The sequence below is a fragment of the Hymenobacter chitinivorans DSM 11115 genome (assembly GCF_002797555.1).
Classification (GTDB): Bacteria; Bacteroidota; Bacteroidia; order Cytophagales; family Hymenobacteraceae; genus Hymenobacter; species Hymenobacter chitinivorans.
This window is the reverse complement of record NZ_PGFA01000004.1, coordinates 500,348-517,420: the sequence shown is the minus strand read 5'-3', so window position 1 is coordinate 517,420 and position 17,073 is coordinate 500,348. Positions and strand designations below refer to the sequence as shown.

Here is a 17,073-nt window from a genome sequence, read left to right as displayed (position 1 = left end):
AGGAATGAGTGGGTGAGAAATGAAAGATTCAGAGAGGAAACTTCGTGTCAAACTACTCGTCATGCCGAGCTTATCCAAGCACGAAGTCACTGCAAATGTTTGGCACTCAGAAAACTGAACACTCCGAGCCCGGGCCGTTAGGCCGCGGATTCGGAGCGTAGGGGTTTCAGCTTAAAGTCGTCGAAAAGGGTTTTGCCCTCAATCATGCCGGTAATCTGACCCACGACCTTGAACATAACTTCCAGCTGGGCCTGGGGGATTTTCTCCCGGACCTTCTGGTTGAAATGCCGCACGGTCTGGCGGGAAACTTCCTTTTTGCGCAGGCCTTCCTCGGTCAGGAAAATGCGGACCGAGCGTTTGTCCTGGGTATCGGCTTGCTTGTAGATCAGGCCCTTTTCCTCCATCGAGCGTAAAATGCGGGTCAGGCTCCGGGTTTCGAGGCCCAGCAGGGGCGCAATTTTGGTAGCCGGAGTCCCGAGTTCCTGGTCTATATTGAGCAGGACAAAGCCGATGCTGGTGGTAATGTCGTGCTTGGCGGCCTGCGTATTGTACATGCGCGAAATGGCGTGCCAGGCAACTTTGATGTTATAATCGACGGTTTCTTCCGGTGTCATGGGTGTGGCGAAGTCCGGTAAACATACAAAGAATATGTTATGCTTGCATACTAAATAACCAGAAAAAAAGTTTGGGGCGGCCCCGCGTTTTTCTCCAAACTGCCGGCCGCCCCAACCCTTTTTAACCGAAACCGAGCTAGTCGTTACCGGTGCGCCTCCTGGTGGTAGAGGCTCTCGATAATATCCTTGTTGTTCTCAGTAATAATCTTGCGCTTCACTTTCATGGTGGGCGTCATTTCGCCGGTTTCTACGGTCCACTGGTTGGGCAGCAGCACAATTTTCTTGACCTGCTCCCACTGGGCGAAGTTCTGGTTGTACTTCTTCACCAGGTCCTCGTACATCTGCACCACCTTCTCGTTCTTGATGAGCTCGGCGTTGGAGCAGTTGCAGTCCACGCCGTTGCGCTTGCACCAGCCTTTCAAATCGTCGAAGGAGGGAATAACTAGGGCGGCGGGGAATTTCTGGTCGGCCCCGACCACCATGCACTGCTCCACCAAGGGCGACTCCTTGAGCTTGCCCTCGATGACCTGCGGGGCAATGTACTTGCCGCCCGAGGTCTTGAACATCTCCTTTTTCCGGTCGGTAATCTTGAGAAACTTGCCGTTGACAAACTCCCCAATGTCGCCGGTGTGGAACCAGCCGTCCTGGTCAATTTCCTTGGCCGTCAGGTCAGGCTTGTTGTAGTAGCCTTTCATCACCGAGGCCGACTTGGTCAGAATCTCGCCGTCTTCGGCAATCTTGACTTCCATGTTGTCGATGAGCGGGCCCACGGTGCCAATCATGTTGTTTTCGGGCTCGAAACCGCCCACGGCAATTACGGGCGAGGTTTCGGTCAGGCCGTAGCCTTCCATCACCCGGATGCCGGCCGCCCAGAACACCCGGGCCAAACGGGGTTGCAGGGCCCCGCCCCCGGATACGATGCACTTCAAATTGCCGCCCAGCGCCTCACGCCACTTGTTGAAGATAAGCTTATTGGCCAAGGCCAGCTGGGTGTTGTAGAAGAAGCCCTGGTCTTTCTGGGTGTCGTACTTCAGCCCCAAATCCAGGGCCCAGAAGAACAGGTTTTTCTTGACGCCGTCCAGCTCGTGGCCCTTGGCGACAATCTTGTCGTAGACCTTCTCCAGCAGGCGGGGCACGGTGGTGAAAATCTGGGGCTTGACTTCCCGCAGGTTGTCGGCAATGACCTCCATGCTTTCGGCGTAGTAAATACTCACGCTGTTAATCATGTAGAGGTAGGTCACCATCCGCTCGAAGATGTGGCAGAGCGGCAGAAAGCTCAGCGCTTTGTCGTCCTTGGTGACGGGCACGAAGGGCTGGGAGTTGCGGCAGTTGCTCAGGATGTTGTCGTGGCTGAGCATCACGCCCTTGGGGTTGCCGGTGGTACCCGAGGTATAAATCAGCGTGAGCAGGTCGTCGGGCTGCACGGCGGCTTTCAACGGTTCCAGGGTGGCCGGGTCGCCCTGCTTGCCCATTTCCAGCAGCTCACTGAAGTGGCGCACCCCGTCGACTTTATCGAAGGTAAACACGTGCTTGACCTCGGGCAAGTCGGCGGTGGCCTCTTTCACCTTGGCGTAGAGCTTCTCATCCGACACGAAAACGGCCTTTACGCCGGCGTCGGTGAAGATGTACTTGTAGTCTTCGACCGTAATGCTGGGGTACATCGGCACGGTGGTGCCGCCAATCTGGGAGATGCCGAAGTCGGCAAACATCCACTCGGGGCGGTTCATCGAAATGATGGCCACCTTATCGTCCTTTTTCAACCCCAGCGCCAGCAAACCCAGGCTGACCTGGTTTACTTGGTCGAGGACTTGCTGAGTGCTGTATTTCTGCCAGCTGCCGTCGATTTTGGCGGCCAGACAGTCGGCTTTGGGGGCAGTGGCAAGTTGGTGCGGCAGAATATCAAACGCGCGGCGGACTTCCATGTAGAGTGGGATACTAGTGGTGGGAAACGCTGAGAGTGGCGCAAAATGCCCCGTTCTATAACGTCAGGGTGGGCAAAGAAGTCCAAGCTTAACGGCCAAGACAGCTTAAATAAATAGATTTTTTGGCGTAATGCCTATTACGGACCAGCTGAGGGCAAAGGTTTGACGCCGAAAAACGGGCAGGGCTAGCGGGTTTTGCGTAGTTTTGTCTGCCTGCACTGTTCGCGCCCGATGAATCTGGCCATCTTCTTTGATCCGCTCCGCGAGGAGCTTACGGCCGCCTCGGCCGCCTCTACTACGCTCGCCAACTATGCGACGCGCTTTCTGGACACGTTTCCGGACTGGCGGGTGGCCGACCTGGCCCTCATCGGGCTGAACGAGTGGCGGGGTAGCGCCGGCGGGGAGCCCGCCGTGCACGGGGCCGACGAAGTGCGCCGCCGCTTCTACCAGCTCCAGAAAGGCACCGGCAGCCTCCGCCTCGTCGATCTGGGCAACCTGCGCCCCGGCCTCACTCTGGAAGACACCTACCTACGCCTGCGTGAAATCGTGGCCACCCTGCTCGAGCACAACACGGTGCCCATCCTGCTCGGCGGCAGCCAGGACCTCGACTACGGCCAGTTCCTAGCCTACGAAACCCTGGAGCGGCCCGTCAGCTTCGCCATGGTCGATTCGCGGGTGGATATGGCCGAGCACGACACCGCCCCCGCCGAGGACGCCCACCTGCGCCGCATCCTGATGCACGAGCCCAACTTCGTGTTCAACTTCGCCCAGCTCGCCCACCAGCAGTATCTGGTAGCCCCCGACGTGCTGGCCGCCCTGGAAAAGCTCCACTTCGAAACCCTGCGCCTGGGCCAGGTGCGCGACGATATCCGCCAGGCCGAGCCCCTGCTGCGCCAGGCCGACTTCGTGAGCTTCGACGTGGCCGCCCTGCGCTGGAACGACGCCCCCGCCTACTGCCCGGCCAACCCCTTCGGCCTCACCAACGAGGAAGCCGCCAAGCTGGCCTGGTACGCCGGCCACAACGACCAGCTCACCTCCTTTGGCCTCTACGGCTACCGCCCCGACCACGACGTGCACGGCCTGGCCGCCAGTACTTTGGCCACCATGCTCTGGTACTTCATCGAGGGCTACTACCACCGCCGCAACGAAACCGACTTCCAGAGCCGCCGCTTCATTCGCTACGCCGTGGGCCTGCCCGGCTCCCCGGCCAAGCTGGTCTTCTACAAAGCCAAACGCACCGAAAAGTGGTGGCTCGAAGTGGAAAGCCTGGCCGATAGCGCCATCAAACGCATTGTGCCCTGCAGCTACGAAGACTACTTCAAAGCCGCCCAGGGCGACCTGCCCAACCGCTGGATTCTGACCCAGGCCTTATTAGGCTGATTGTCGGGAGTTGATTGTTAATTGTTCTTTGCCCATGCTTCGCGGCAGTCATTCCGAATTCCGCTCATGAACACGCCGCCTGCATCAACCAACAATCAACAATCAACTCCCAACCACCACCTCCCCGAATACACCCCGGCCCAATTAGCCCTGCGCAACGGCCAGGACCGGGACGAAATCTGGGTCGGCTACAAGGGGCTGATTTACGACGTGACCCGCTCCCGCCTCTGGCGCCGCGGCAACCACTACGAGCACTGGGCCGGCCAGGACCTGACCAAAGAGCTCCAGAAAGACGCCCCCCACACCGAGCACGTCTTCGACAAGTTCCCCGCCATCGGCCGCCTCAAAACACCCGCTCCTTCCGCCTCGTAACGGTATCGTGAGTCCAGCACGAAAACTCACCATTTCACAACTTCACCACTTCCCCTTGGGTACCACCGAAAGTCCTTCCCAGTTCAACAACCTCGAAACCCTCTCGACGCGGGAATTGCTGGCCGGCATCAACAGCGTGGACCAGACGGTGCCCCAGGTCGTCGCCCGGGCCCTGCCCCAGATTGAGGCCCTGGTGGAGGCTACGGTGGAACGACTCCAGCGTGGCGGCCGCCTCTTCTACATCGGCGCCGGTACCAGTGGCCGCCTCGGTATCCTCGACGCCTCTGAATGCCCGCCCACCTTCGGCGTGCCCCAGGGCCTGGTCATCGGGCTCATTGCCGGCGGCGACACCGCCATCCGCCAGGCCGTTGAAAACGCCGAAGACGACGCCCAGCAAGCCTGGCGCGACCTCCAGGCATACGACATCAACCCCAACGACATGCTCGTCGGCATCGCCGCCTCCGGCCGCACGCCCTACGTCATCGGTGGCCTGGCCATTGCCCGCCGCCACGGCATCGCCACCGGCTGCATCGTCTGCAACCCCGGCTCCACCGTCGCCGCCTTCGCCGACTACCCCGTTGAAGTCGTCACCGGCCCCGAGTTCGTCACCGGCAGCACCCGCCTCAAGGCCGGCACCGCCCAAAAGCTGGTCCTGAACATGCTCACCACCGCCACCATGATTCGCCTGGGCCGCGTCAAAGGCAACAAGATGGTCGACATGCAGCTCTCCAACCTCAAGCTCGTGGACCGCGGCGAAAAGATGATCATGGACGAACTAGGCATCGAGCAGCCCGAAGCCGCCGAGCTCCTCAAGAAGCACGGTTCCGTCCGCGCCGCCCTGGATGCCTACCGCACAATGTAGAGACGCATACTTGCGTCTCCCCGTTGAACGACTACCAACACGCCAAATAGCCTCAACAACGGCGCAGGCGTGGGTTTAGACACAGCCTCAACCCGCGCCCCCTCTATCCCACCCGCAGCAGCAACACCCCAAACTCCGGCTGCTCCCCCAGAAACTCCTGCAACTGTGGCAGCCGGGCCAGCAGGAATTCAGCCAGCTTCGCTACCGGCACCTGCGCGTTTTGCACTGCCACCACCCGCGGCGGAAACCCTTCCGCTACTACCAGCCGCAGAAAGTCCTCATCCTTGGTCACGATATCATACTCATATTGCCGGGCATAACGCCAGATAGTCGTATCCGGGCTGTTTTCCATTCCCAGCTCCCGCACGTGCCCCACCGCCGCGCAGTACAGGCGCAGGTACGCCGCCAGGCGCCACGAAACATTCTCATCCAGCAGCAGACGCCTCCCCTACGCCACCGACAGCAGCACCACGCTTTCCTTATACGCCGCATCCAGCAGGCAGGCCCGTACTTGCTCCGCCCCGATAGCCGGAAAATCCTCCTCAATATCGGCCGCACTCATCCCGTTGGCCAGCATTTCGAGTACCTCCGCCACCGTCGTGCGCGTCCCCTTCACCACCGGCTTGCCAAAGCGCACTGGGGGGTTCAGTTCGATAAAAGCGGTAATGGCAGCGGTATCCATAGCAGAAGTGGTAAGTGGGCGTCTCCGAATATACCCAAAAAGGGCGCCCACCGGGCGCCCTTTTCCATTCCAAACCCATTCCACCTCACGCCTCCCCCGTATCCCCCCGCGTCTGCCGCACCCGCTTCAGCAGCTCCTTCACGGTATAGCCTTTCAGCCGGGCCGCATCCACGCCCCGATACAGGCTCTTGCCGTCCTTGAGCACGTGCTGCATGGCCGCGTACAGGTGGTTGAGCACCGTCACGTTGGCCGCCGTCAGCCGCTGGCTGTTGGTCTGGCTGGCGTCCTGGGCCGCACTGTCGCTCATCAGCGACTGGTGCAACGTGCGCAGCTTGGCGGTTTCGGCCGGCGTGTGCCCGGTATCGTCCAGCGCCGCCGCGTTGTCGTCCAGGTTGCGCAGCAGCAGCTTCAGGGCCGTATCCAGCCGCTCCCGGTCCTGCAGCTTATAGGCGTCGCGCACGGCCTGCACGCCCAGCGCCTTGAGCGGCACCGTCAGGCCCTCGGCCCGGCGGGCCCGCGCCTCCAGCCGGTTCAGCAGGGCCGGCAGCGCCGCCTGCGTTTCGGCCATCCGCGCCCCAAAGGCCGCCGACTGTCCCTGCCCCAGCTTGGCGCTCACCACCGCATCAGCCGCCTTCAGCCGCACGTCGTAGTCGGGCAAAAAATTCTTGGTGTACACCCTGGGCAGCAGGTCCACAAAGTCGGCCTCATCCTGGGTGTACTGGTCGCGCAGCAGCTTGGCCAACGGCACCAGCTCCTCGTTGCGAAAACTAAAATCGGCATTACTCACTCCCATAAGAACAAATAGTTAAGATGAACAATACCAGTAAGCTAGAACTATTTATATTCAGCAGCAACTATATTTTCATCCTACTATAAGCTTCTCTTTTACCCCCTGCCCCGCTCTACCTAGCTCCCCGCCCACTTCCTGCACGGAGAAGCCTTCTACCCCGACGGAGAAGGCTCCAACCCCAACGGAGAGGCTACTGACCCCGGCGGAGAAGCTCCCAACCATGACGGAGAAGCTTCCAACCGCAACGGAGAAGGTTTTGACCTTGACGGAGAAGCTCCCAACCCCGACGGAGCCGACTCCAACCATGCCGGAGGAGCTTCCAACCCCGACGGAGCAACCCCCGCCTCCCGCCTAATCCACCCGAATCCAGCGCAGCACGAAGGTGGCCGAGTTGAAGTTGCTGGTATTGTGCAGCCAGAAGCGCACGGTGTTGTTGTTCACGTGCTCGTAGCTCACCCCCACGTATTCGGCCCCGCCCCCGTTGGTTTGGTCCAGGGCCAGCATCAGCGTGGGCTGGTAGCCCAGGTTATGGTTCCAGTCAATGGAAGCACTGGCGTTGCCCGACAGCCGGGTGGAGCCCGTGTTGTAGGTGGTCTGCCGGATGCTGCCGCTCACGTCCAACGTCCGCTGCGGGTTCGTCGTCCCAATACCCACGTTCACCGCAAAGGGCCCCGTACCGCCCAGCACCACCGAGTTGCTCCGGCTTACCTGGGCCCGAAACCCAATGGCCGTGGTGTTTTCCAGGTTGAAGTTGGTCGGCCCGGCAAAGGCCCCCACCGCCGTATTGCCGCTGCCGGTCGTAACAGCAAACCCACTCTGGTAGCCCAAAAACGTGTTATTCAGGCCCGTCGTCACATTCGAGCCGCTCTGAAAGCCGCCCAGCGTGTTGCTGTAGCCCGTCGTCACGTTCTGCCCGCTCTGGTAGCCCACAAACGTGTTGGAGTTGGCTCCCGCGGCCAGGCTGGCCCCCGCCTGTATCCCCACCAGCACGTTGCCCGCGTTGGCGCCCAGGTCCAGCCCGCCCTTGCTGCTTACGCCCACGCCCACCGTGCCCCCGTTCCCCACAATTTTGTAGGTCCCCAGGTTGATGTTCTTGGTCGCCGTGTGGTTGCCCAGATTGTCGCCCCCGCGCAGCCGGTCGGGCACAAACAGCCACTGCCCGCCCAGGGCGTACCACAGCCCCTGCCGTCCGTTCTTCTGGAATACCATCAGCCCGTCCGGCGGATTCGCAATACCCACCCGCTGCACCGAGTCCAGGCGCGGAATCAGCAGGCCCTGGTTGTTATTAGGCGCCACGATGTCGAGCACGGCCTTGCTGTTGGGCGTCGTAGTACCAATGCCCACGCTCTGGGCCCGGGCCGGTCCCCGGCCGAGCAGCACCAGTACAACTGCGGCCGCCAGCCCGGGCCGGTAAGAAGTCAGCGGAAAGGAAAAACGCGAAAAAGGCATAGCAAAAGTGTGCATAGGAGCAGAAATACAAGCGCGGCAGCCGGGGACTTAATCCACCCGAATCCAGCGCAATACAAAAGTGGCGGTAGAGTTGTCGCTGCCGTTGCGCAGCCAGAAGCGCAGCAGGTTGTCGTCGGCGTGCTCGTAGCTCACCCTCACGTATTCGGCCCCGCCCCCACCCGTCTGGTCCCGACTCACAATCACCATGGGCCGGTAGCCCAGGCCGTGGTTCCAGTCGTAGGAGATGGCCTCGCCCGGCCGCAGCGTAAAGGAGCCCGCGGTATAGGTCGTTTGCCGAATGGTGCCGTTCACGTCCAGGGCCCGCTGCGGGCTCGCCGTCCCAATGCCCACGTTATCGAGTGCGCTGCCGGGGTAATAATTACCCAACACCAGCGTATTGGGCACCACCCCGATGCTGGTATAGCCCACCGCAATCATATTGCGCGGGCTCGGCACCTGGGGCGTGGGCTGAACCTCAAAGCGGGAGAAGGACCCAATGGCCACGCTGCCGCCCACGTCGCTGATACCGCCCAGCACCATGGTACCAGCATTGTCGCCGATAAAAGCATTGCTCCCGCTCGTCTGGATAGCGTAGCTGCTGTTGTTGCCCCAAAACTCGTTGCTGGAGCCCGTGGTCAGCCGCCAGCCCGCATCGGCGCCCACCAGGCCGTTCGTGCCGCCCGTCGTCAGCGCCTCCCCCCCCGAGCCCAGAATCAGGTTACCCGTACTGCTGCCGATATCCACGCCGCCCTTGCTGCTCACGCCCACCCCCGCGGTGCCCCCGTTGCCCACCAGCTTATTAGTGCCCAGGTTCAGGTCCTTAGCAGCCGAGTGGGCACCCAAATCGTCGGGCCGCTTGCCAGCCGGCGGCAGATACAGCCACTGCCCCCCGAAAGCGTACCACAGCCCCTGCCGCCCATTTTTCTGGAACACCATCAGCCCGTCGGGCGGACTCGCAATGCCCACCCGCTGCACCGAGTCCAGGCGCGGAATCAGCAGCCCCTGGTTGCCAGTGGGCGAGGAAATATCCAGAATAGCCCGCCCGTTGGGCTGGGTCGTACCCATGCCCACGTTCTGAGCCGTGGCCGGGCCACCGCCCAGCAGGGCCGCTATGCCCAGCAGCCCGTAGTATTTTATCATAACAAGACCGCCGCGCTAACGCCTAAGAAACCACGATGAAGCAGCGAAAATAGAGCGGCTCCCGTACATTTCCTAGGCTGCCGCACTGGCCCGGCTGCCGCCTCACCCCGGGATATTCCCGGCCCGCCCCGGAGCTTTTTCCGCCCCCCGTTGTTACTACCTCATCCTGTCATTCCAACCGCTGCCTGCCCGTGCATACCATCGAGCCCCACTACAACTGGATTGAGCAGTATTCCGCTTCCGAAGACCCCCGCTCCCCGCTTTTCGAAGCCGAAAACAGCCTCGACTCCTTCACCAATACCATCTACGGGTACTACATCCACCCCCAGTGGGACAGCCTCGAATCCGACACGCTGTTCCTCAAAATCCTCTTCGTCGATTACGACGAAGGCATCGGCATCATCGAGTTTATCGGGGAGTGGAACGATGCCATCGAAAACGACATCATGCAGCTCAAGCGCAACATCATCGACTCGATGGTGCACGAAGGCATCCGTAAGTTCATCCTCGTCGGCGAAAACGTGTTCAACTTCCACGGCTCCGACGACTGCTACTACGAAGAGTGGTTCGAAGACGTGGAAGACGGCTGGATTGCCGGCGTCAACTTCCAGGAGCACGTTATCCGCGAAATGCACCAATTCAATGTGGATAACTACGTCAACTTCGGTGGACAACTCGACGAAATGCCCTGGCGCACCTACGAGCCCCGCCGCCTCTTCTCCGTCGTCGACGGCATCCTGCGCCGCCGCCTGGGCTAGCGTAGCGGGCAGCCATCCTTCCTACTGTCATCCTGAGGCGCAGCCGAAGGACCTTCCTCCCCTACCCCACCAAAGCTTTTACCAATGCACAAAGCCCTTTCCCGCGCAGGCAGGAAAGGGCTTTTTCACGTTGAATCCACCTAGCCAGCCAGGCAAGGAAGGTCCTTCGCTCTGCTCAGGATGATAGCCGAAAAGGCAGCCGTAGTAACCACTTTACAATTGCCCTATACCACAAAAAAAGAGGCTCCCCGGATTGGGGAGCCTCTTTTTTGCCTTTGCAGGCAGCGCAATTACTGCTGGGTCGTGGTAGCGCCGGCAGCGGGAGCGGGAGTAGCCTGGCTGGGGTTGGCATCAGCGGCATCTTCCATGGCGTCAGCCTTGTTGTCGGCCGAGTCACGAACGGCGTCAGCCTGCTCTTCCATAGCGTCAGCTTTGGCTTCGCCAGCGGCTTCTACGTTGTCAGCGGCATTCTCTTGAGCGTTTTCTTTCTTGCTGTCGCACGAAGCGAAGGTGAACGAAGCAGCAGCCAGGGCAAGGAACAGAACCTTTTTCATGGTGAGAGGAATTAATGGGGTTGTTGAAAATTCAAATCAGGTAAAGCTGAATTCCGCGTCGAGTGCCAGGCAGCTCGGCGCTAGATTCGGGGCTTTATACCCTTCCCCCCATTAGGTAACCCAACCGTAGAAAAAAATATCCGGCTTTTCTTCAACGTCCTGCGTCTCAGCTTACTTCTTGCGGAAGATAATGCCGATGGGCACCCCGCCGAAGTCGAAGTTCTCGCGCAGGCGGTTTTCCAGGTAGCGCGTGTACGACTCGCTCACGTACTGCGGCAGGTTGCAGAAGAAGGCAAACACCGGGTTGTGCGTGGGCAGCTGGGTCACGTACTTGATGCGCACCATCTTGCCCTTCGTGGACGGCGGCTGGTGCTCCTCAATCACGCGCAGCATCACTTCGTTGAGCTGGGAAGTCGGGATTTTCTTGGTCTTGTTCTCGTACACCTGAATAGCCGTTTCAATAGCCTTGTGCACGCGCTGCTTGGTAAGCACCGAGGTGAAGATGATGGGCGGATAGGCAATGGGCGCTATCTTCTCGTATATCTGCTCCTCGATTTTCTTGGTCGTATTCGTTTCTTTGTCCTCGACCAGGTCCCACTTATTGACCAGAATCACGATGCCCTTGCGGTTCTTGTCGGCCAGGGCAATGATGTTCACGTCCTGGGCCTCCACGCCGCGGGTGGCGTCGAGCATCACGATGCAAACGTCGGATTCTTCCATGGCCCGGATGGAGCGAAGCACGGAGTAGAATTCGATGTCCTCTTTCACCTTGGTCTTGCGGCGCAGACCGGCCGTGTCAATCAGAATGAACTCGTTGCCGAAGGCGTTGTAGCGGGTCTTGATGGCGTCGCGGGTGGTGCCGGCAATGTCGGTGACGATGGTGCGCTCCTCGCCCAGCAGCAGGTTTACCAGGCTCGACTTGCCCACGTTGGGGCGGCCGACCACGGCAATCTTAGGCAGCTCGGTTTCGGTAACTTCTTCCCACGGATCCTCGAAGTGCGACACGACGGCGTCGAGCAAATCACCGGTGCCGGAGCCGCTCTGCGACGAAATCGTGAAAATGTCGCCGTCGCCCACACCCAGGGCGTAGAACTCGCCGGCCGCGTGGGCCCGGGCGTTGGTATCAGCCTTGTTGCCGACCAGATAAATCGGCTTTTTGCCCTGGTAGCGGCGCAGGACGTTGGCAAACTCCTCATCGAGGCCGTGCATGCCGGCATCTACGTCGACCATGAACAGCACTACATCAGCCTCATCAATGGCGAGCTTTACCTGGCGGCGGATGCTTTCCTCAAACACGTCGTCGGAGCCGTGCACGTAGCCGCCGGTGTCGATGACGGTAAAGTGCTTGCCGATCCACTCGCCGTAGCCGTAGTGCCGGTCGCGCGTTACGCCGCTCTGGTTGTCCATAATAGCCTTGCGGTGACCCACGAGGCGGTTGAACAGGGTGGATTTGCCCACGTTGGGGCGGCCCACAATTGCAATGGTATTCTTCATGCGTCTGACTCCAGCCGCCGGCCCGACCAAGTTCGGCAGTGCCCGGAGTAGTTAAGTGAATGTGAGGTCGGAGATATAAGTGGTGAAATTGTGAGATGGTGAAATGGTGAGTTTTTCGTTCGGCTGCGCAGCTATGCGCGTATTGAACATTAACTCACCATTTCACCATCTCACAATTTCACCTATTGGCTGTACCCGAAGCGGTTCAAGGCCTTTGGGTCGGTGCGCCAGTTTTCGTTGACTTTGACGTGGGTTTCGAGGAAGACTTTCTTCTGGAAGAACTTCTCCATTTCCTCCCGGGCCCAGGTGCCCACTTTTTTCAGGGCCTCGCCCTTGTTACCGATGATGATGCCTTTCTGGCTGGCCCGCTCCACGTAGATGGTGGCCCGGATGCGGATGATATCTTCTTCCTCCTTGAACTCCTCGATGCCGACTTCGCAGCTGTAGGGGACTTCCTTTTTGTAGAGCTTGAATATTTTCTCCCGAATCATCTCGGCGGCGAAGAAACGCTCCGGCTTATCGGTGAGTTCATCTTTGGGGTAATACGCCGGGTGCTCGGGCAGGTAGCCCAGCACGAGGTCGAGCAATTCGCCGGTGCCGAACTTTTCCAGGGCCGAAATGGGCAGCACGCGGGCCGCGTTGGGCAGCTGCTCGCGCCAGTATTCCACTTTGGCCTCCACCTCGGCCTGGTCGGCCTGGTCGATTTTGTTGACCAGCAGCAGAATGGGCGTGTCCACCATCTTGCGCAGGCGCTCTACCACTGGCTCCTCGTCGTGTTTTTCGTAGATATCGGTCACGAACAAAACAACGTCGGCATCTTCCAGAGAGCTGTACACGAACGACATCATGGCGTTGTGCAGCTCGTACTTGGGCTGGATGATGCCGGGCGTATCGGAGTAGACCAGCTGGAAGTCGTCACCGTTCAAAATACCCAGGATGCGGTGGCGCGTGGTCTGGGCCTTGCTGGTAACAATGCTGAGCCGCTCGCCCATCAGGGCGTTCATCAGCGTCGACTTGCCTACGTTGGGCTTGCCGATAATGCTCACAAAGCCAGCGCGGTGCGGTTTAGGTTCGGGATTCACAGTGTTTTTCAAATAAGTCTGCAAAGGTACCGCTTTACGGGCAGACGCGCACGGTATCTGGTAAAATCAAGTAGCTGAGGCCACTACCCCCCGCGCCATTTCCCATGTGGAGCGCAGGCGCTACCTTGGCCGCTTCGCCTTTCGTTCCCCGAGCTTATGCTACGCATTCTTCTCCTGATCGGCCTGCTGCTGTGTCCCTGTCCAGGCTTTGCCAAGCCCATGGAAGCCCTCGGGCTGGCCAACGCGCTGCCTTTCCTGCTCGCCTTTGTGCTGGTGCTGCTGCTGGGCGTGGGGCTACGCGCCGTCCTGGCCGATTTTCAGTCGGAGCGCGAAAATCCCCGGCCGTTTACCATTGTGCTGGTGCTGCTGGGCGGGGCGGTGGGCCTGTATGTCGGCAGCGTGTTTTCGGCAACCCTGAAGCCCGGCAACGGCTTTCCCAACGTGCTGACCCAGGTGTATGTACCGCTGGCCGGGCTGCTGATAGGCCTGAAGAAAATTCGCCTGGCCCGGCAACAAAGCATGGTTATCTGGTGGACGGGAATCGTCGGGGCGGCCCTTCTGACGCTGGTGGTAGCCGCCGATGGGATGCTGCAGCCGCCTTCGTATAGCCGCTACCAACACGTGCCGCCGTCCGGGGCTTGGCTGTTGTTAGGCCCGGCGGCCTGATTTGTGCTCTTTAAGTGGCTGAGTCCTTCCCCAAGCCGAGTGCCGGGCGACTCGACACCCGCGCAGGCCTGGTGGACGCCGCTGGTGGGCGCCAGCCTGGCCGTGACCTACGAACTGACGCGGCAGCTGCTGCGGAACTGGCTGCTGCAAACCATCCGGGCGGCGCACGCCAGGCCCATCTTTACGGCTGACCTGCTGCGCGAGCAGCTGATTCACTTCCTGCTGTATTTCGCCTTCGGGAGTATGCTGCTGCTGATCTTATCCTGGCGGCCGAGCCCCGGGCAGGCAGAGGTAGCCGCCGAACCAGGCAGCTAAGGCCGGTCCAGATTTTCGTTTTCGGTCAATTGAATTGCGGAAACGGTCAGCAATGCGGGCCGGCCGGCAGCCGACCTTTGTGAGGCACTCAAGCTAGTTCACCTTCTACTCCTACCGCCATGTTTATCGGACATTACGGGCTGGCCTTCGGGGCCAAAGCCGCCAAGCCTCAACTCTCCCTGGGCCTCTTGTTTCTGGCCGTGCAGCTGGCCGATTTGCTCTGGCCTACGCTGCTGTTGCTGGGCCTGGAGCGGGTAGAGCTGGTGCCCAGCGCCGGGCAAGCCATTACGTTTTCCCACTACCCCATTTCCCACAGCCTGCTGATGAGCGTGGTGTGGAGTGTGCTGCTAGGCCTAGGCTACCGGCTGCTGCGGCACGACACGCCGGCGGCGCTGCTGCTGGGATTCAGTGTTCTGAGCCACTGGCTGCTCGACGCGGTAGTGCACGGGCCTGACCTGCCGCTCTACCCCGGCCACTCCCCGCTGGTTGGACTGGGACTGTGGAATCATCTGCTGCTGAGCCAGGTAGTGGAGGTGCCGATTTTCGTGGCCGGACTTTACCTGTACCTGCGCCGGACCCAGGCGTTGAACAAAACGGGCCGGTACGCACTGTGGTCGTTGGTAGCTTTCCTCTTGCTGGTGCACTTCAGCAACTTCTTCAGCCCGGTGCCCGGCAGCGTCACGGAGCTGGGCTGGGTGGGGCAGCTTATGTGGCTGCCGGTACTCTGGGCCACCTGGGCCGACCGGAACCGCGCGGTCCGCACCACCGGGCCGGCTATTTCCGAAACGCGCCCGGCGTCTGCCCCGTCCATTTCTTAAAGGAGCGCACAAACGCGCTGGGCTCGGAATACCCCAGCAGAAAGGCAATGTCGGTGGTGCTGAACTGGGCGTCGCGCAGGTGGCGGCAGGCCAGCTCGTGACGCACGGCGTCGAGCAGCTGCTGGTAGGTATGGCCGGTTTCCTTGAGCTTGAGCTGCAGGGTGCGCACGCCCATCGTGAGCCGGTCGGCGACGGTGGCCAGGGTGGGCTCGGCACCTTTCAGCAAGTCCACAATTTCACGCTTCACCCGGTCGGGCAAGCTGGGCTGGTGCAGGCGGGCCAGCAAGGCTGCCGCGTGCTGCTCAAAGAGCGGAAACAGCACCGGGTTGGCATTGATGACGGGCAAATCGAGCAGGGCCGCGTCGAAGCTGATACTACTCTGGGCGGTGCCAAACACCAGCCGGGCTGGGGCAAAAACCCGCTCGTGCTCCTGCGTGTCGGCGGGTTGAGGATAGGCAAAACGAACCTCCCGCGGCACCAGCACCTGACCGGTCAGAGCCCGGAAGGCGCTGAGGTAGGTCGAAAACTCGGAGTTGATGACGTATTCCGGGTAAATGATGGCCGCGCTGGTTATTTCCATGTCCAGCCAGCATACCTCCGCCTCGTGCCGCACGGTGAGCTTAACCCCGGAGCAGGCCACGTCCTGGTAGCGCACCAGCTGGGTTAGGGCTGCGCCCAGCGTGGGGCAGTGCAGCAGCACGTAGCCCAGAATGCCAATGTCGCCGGGGTTTAGCTTTTCGCCCAGGTGCAGCGACAGGTGCGGATCCTGGGTGACTCGTACGGCTTCGCCCCAGAGCTGCTGAATGGTGGCAATGGGCACCCGGGCGTCGGGGTCGGTGAGCTGGGCCGGCGTCACGTTCAACTTTTGGCACAACTCGGCATAGTCGGCGCCGGCCTGGGTGGTGGCCCAGAGCATCACGTTGAGCATGCCCACCGACAGCGTATCGACGGATTGGGAAGAGGTGACTTTTGTCATGTGCGAAAAATACGGCCTCCATCCCAAACCCTGGAGGCCCTACCTTTGTCTTTCGACGGACGACCGTTCTTTTTCTATGCCAACTCCCGCCTCCCCGCAGCGCCGCATCGGCGTTTTGCTTGTCAACCTGGGTACGCCCGACTCGCCGCAAACGCCCGACGTGCGCCGCTACCTCAACGAATTCCTGACCGACGGCCGGGTTATCGACATGCCCGCCGCCGTGCGCTACCCCCTGTTTCAGGGCCTGGTGGTGCCATTGCGGGCCCCGAAATCGGCTAAAATCTACCAGCAGCTCTGGACCGAGCGGGGCTCCCCCCTACTCTACCACGGCCTCGACTTGCAGAAGATGGTGCAGGAAAAGCTGGGTAAAGATTACGTGGTGGCCTTCGGGATGCGCTACCAGAACCCCAGCATCGAAAAAGCTCTGGACGAACTGCGCGAAGCCGCCGTCGACCGGATTATCGTGCTGCCGCTGTTTCCGCAGTACGCGGCGGCCAGCACGGGCTCGGTGCAGGAGAAGGTAATGGACATCGTGAGCAAGTGGTGGGTGGTGCCCAGCATCAGCTTCATCAGCACCTTCACCGACGACCCGGGCTTTATTGGCACCTTCGTGACCTTGGGCAAGGAGGAAATGGCCAAGCGCAAGTACGACCATGTCGTGTTCAGCTACCACGGCATTCCCGAGCGCCACGTGCTCAAGGGCAGCCACAACAACTACTGCAAGCTGGGCAGCTGCTGCAACAGCTACAATAAGAACAACCGCTACTGCTACCGGGCCCAGTGCTACGAAACCTCCCGGCAGCTGGCCGCCGGCCTGGGTTTGGCGCCCGAGCAGTACACCACTTCCTTCCAGAGCCGCCTGCAAAGCCGCCTGCGGGACCCGTGGCTGCAGCCCTACACCGATGAAGTCCTAAAAGAGATGCCCGCCAAAGGCATCAAGAACGTGCTGGCCTTCAGCCCGGCCTTCGTGGCCGACTGCCTCGAAACGACCATCGAGGTGGGCCTGGAATTCAAGGAAATGTTTGAGGAAGCCGGCGGGGAGCATTGGCAGCTGGTACCCAGCCTGAACTCGCACCCGCAGTGGGTGGAGGGCGTTGTAAGCATGATTCACCGCAATTAAAGTTGGTTCGGGGCGCGGCGTAGCCCGACAGTAGGACGAGTCATACGAGGCAGAAAAAGCTGTAACTTGCTAGCTTTTC

Annotated in this window: 19 protein-coding genes; 8 read left to right on the top strand and 11 right to left on the bottom strand. The window is 60.6% G+C overall.

Features of this window, described 5'->3' with window-relative positions; all coding sequences use genetic code 11:
- Positions 1–137 precede the first annotated feature (137 nt).
- Both CLV45_RS22215 and CLV45_RS22210 read right to left on the bottom strand, forming a co-directional pair.
- The gene (locus CLV45_RS22215) at positions 138–614 is read right to left on the bottom strand and encodes a MarR family winged helix-turn-helix transcriptional regulator (protein WP_100338677.1); all 477 of its coding nucleotides are present in this window, start codon (positions 612–614) and stop codon (positions 138–140) included.
- Between the two features lie 143 nt (positions 615–757).
- A complete protein-coding gene (locus CLV45_RS22210) occupies positions 758–2,536 on the bottom strand; it encodes an AMP-dependent synthetase/ligase (RefSeq protein ID WP_100338676.1) in 1,779 nt (592 codons plus the stop codon).
- Between the two features lie 231 nt (positions 2,537–2,767).
- Here CLV45_RS22210 and CLV45_RS22205 point away from each other — a divergent pair, with 231 nt between their 5' ends.
- From CLV45_RS22205 to murQ, 3 genes are all read left to right on the top strand, one after another.
- Positions 2,768–3,916, top strand: coding sequence for a formimidoylglutamase (locus CLV45_RS22205; protein ID WP_100338675.1), 1,149 nt, complete (start codon positions 2,768–2,770; stop codon positions 3,914–3,916).
- 66 nt (positions 3,917–3,982) lie between these two features.
- Positions 3,983–4,288, top strand: coding sequence for a cytochrome b5 domain-containing protein (locus CLV45_RS22200; protein WP_100338674.1), 306 nt, complete (start codon positions 3,983–3,985; stop codon positions 4,286–4,288).
- A 55-nt stretch (positions 4,289–4,343) separates the two neighbouring features.
- The gene (gene murQ / locus CLV45_RS22195; protein WP_100338673.1) at positions 4,344–5,150 is read left to right on the top strand and encodes an N-acetylmuramic acid 6-phosphate etherase; all 807 of its coding nucleotides are present in this window, start codon (positions 4,344–4,346) and stop codon (positions 5,148–5,150) included.
- Between the two features lie 103 nt (positions 5,151–5,253).
- Here the strand turns inward: murQ and CLV45_RS22190 are convergent, their stop codons facing one another.
- From CLV45_RS22190 to CLV45_RS22165, 5 genes are all read right to left on the bottom strand, one after another.
- Positions 5,254–5,583, bottom strand: a complete 330-nt coding sequence (locus CLV45_RS22190; protein WP_262496907.1) for a DUF5615 family PIN-like protein — start codon at positions 5,581–5,583, stop codon at positions 5,254–5,256.
- A 15-nt stretch (positions 5,584–5,598) separates the two neighbouring features.
- Positions 5,599–5,832: a DUF433 domain-containing protein gene (locus CLV45_RS22185; RefSeq protein WP_100338671.1), complete on the bottom strand. Its 234-nt coding sequence runs from the start codon at positions 5,830–5,832 to the stop codon at positions 5,599–5,601.
- Positions 5,833–5,917: 85 nt separating this feature from the next.
- Positions 5,918–6,625, bottom strand: coding sequence for a hypothetical protein (locus CLV45_RS22180; protein ID WP_100338670.1), 708 nt, complete (start codon positions 6,623–6,625; stop codon positions 5,918–5,920).
- A 348-nt stretch (positions 6,626–6,973) separates the two neighbouring features.
- Entirely contained in the window at positions 6,974–8,071 is a 1,098-nt protein-coding gene (locus tag CLV45_RS22170) for a hypothetical protein (RefSeq protein ID WP_157807729.1), read from the bottom strand.
- A gap of 48 nt (positions 8,072–8,119) precedes the next feature.
- Entirely contained in the window at positions 8,120–9,211 is a 1,092-nt protein-coding gene (locus CLV45_RS22165) for a hypothetical protein (protein ID WP_100338667.1), read from the bottom strand.
- A 191-nt stretch (positions 9,212–9,402) separates the two neighbouring features.
- Here CLV45_RS22165 and CLV45_RS22160 point away from each other — a divergent pair, with 191 nt between their 5' ends.
- A complete protein-coding gene (locus CLV45_RS22160) occupies positions 9,403–9,969 on the top strand; it encodes a hypothetical protein (protein ID WP_100338666.1) in 567 nt (188 codons plus the stop codon).
- Between the two features lie 290 nt (positions 9,970–10,259).
- On the opposite strand, the gene CLV45_RS22155 is transcribed toward CLV45_RS22160, so the two are convergent.
- From CLV45_RS22155 to era, 3 genes are all read right to left on the bottom strand, one after another.
- Positions 10,260–10,523, bottom strand: a complete 264-nt coding sequence (locus CLV45_RS22155; RefSeq protein ID WP_100338665.1) for a hypothetical protein — start codon at positions 10,521–10,523, stop codon at positions 10,260–10,262.
- Positions 10,524–10,694: 171 nt separating this feature from the next.
- The gene (gene der, locus CLV45_RS22150; protein ID WP_100338664.1) at positions 10,695–12,017 is read right to left on the bottom strand and encodes a ribosome biogenesis GTPase Der; all 1,323 of its coding nucleotides are present in this window, start codon (positions 12,015–12,017) and stop codon (positions 10,695–10,697) included.
- A 182-nt stretch (positions 12,018–12,199) separates the two neighbouring features.
- Complete coding sequence (gene era / locus CLV45_RS22145; protein ID WP_100338788.1) at positions 12,200–13,099, bottom strand: GTPase Era; 900 nt, start codon at positions 13,097–13,099, stop codon at positions 12,200–12,202.
- A 156-nt stretch (positions 13,100–13,255) separates the two neighbouring features.
- Between era and CLV45_RS22140 the strand changes: the two genes are divergently transcribed.
- From CLV45_RS22140 to CLV45_RS22130, 3 genes are all read left to right on the top strand, one after another.
- On the top strand, positions 13,256–13,765 hold the full coding sequence (locus CLV45_RS22140; RefSeq protein ID WP_100338663.1) for a hypothetical protein: 510 nt from the start codon (positions 13,256–13,258) through the stop codon (positions 13,763–13,765).
- Between the two features lie 39 nt (positions 13,766–13,804).
- On the top strand, positions 13,805–14,080 hold the full coding sequence (locus CLV45_RS22135; protein WP_100338662.1) for a hypothetical protein: 276 nt from the start codon (positions 13,805–13,807) through the stop codon (positions 14,078–14,080).
- Between the two features lie 119 nt (positions 14,081–14,199).
- Complete coding sequence (locus CLV45_RS22130; RefSeq protein WP_100338661.1) at positions 14,200–14,898, top strand: hypothetical protein; 699 nt, start codon at positions 14,200–14,202, stop codon at positions 14,896–14,898.
- Here the strand turns inward: CLV45_RS22130 and CLV45_RS22125 are convergent.
- Positions 14,855–15,874: an AraC family transcriptional regulator gene (locus CLV45_RS22125; RefSeq protein ID WP_100338660.1), complete on the bottom strand. Its 1,020-nt coding sequence runs from the start codon at positions 15,872–15,874 to the stop codon at positions 14,855–14,857. The two genes, CLV45_RS22130 and CLV45_RS22125, sit on opposite strands and share 44 nt — an antisense overlap.
- A gap of 76 nt (positions 15,875–15,950) precedes the next feature.
- On the opposite strand from CLV45_RS22125, the gene hemH reads away from it, so the two are divergent.
- Positions 15,951–16,994 (top strand): ferrochelatase, encoded by a 1,044-nt coding sequence (gene hemH, locus CLV45_RS22120; protein WP_100338659.1) that lies wholly within the window; start codon positions 15,951–15,953, stop codon positions 16,992–16,994.
- Positions 16,995–17,073 lie beyond the last annotated feature (79 nt).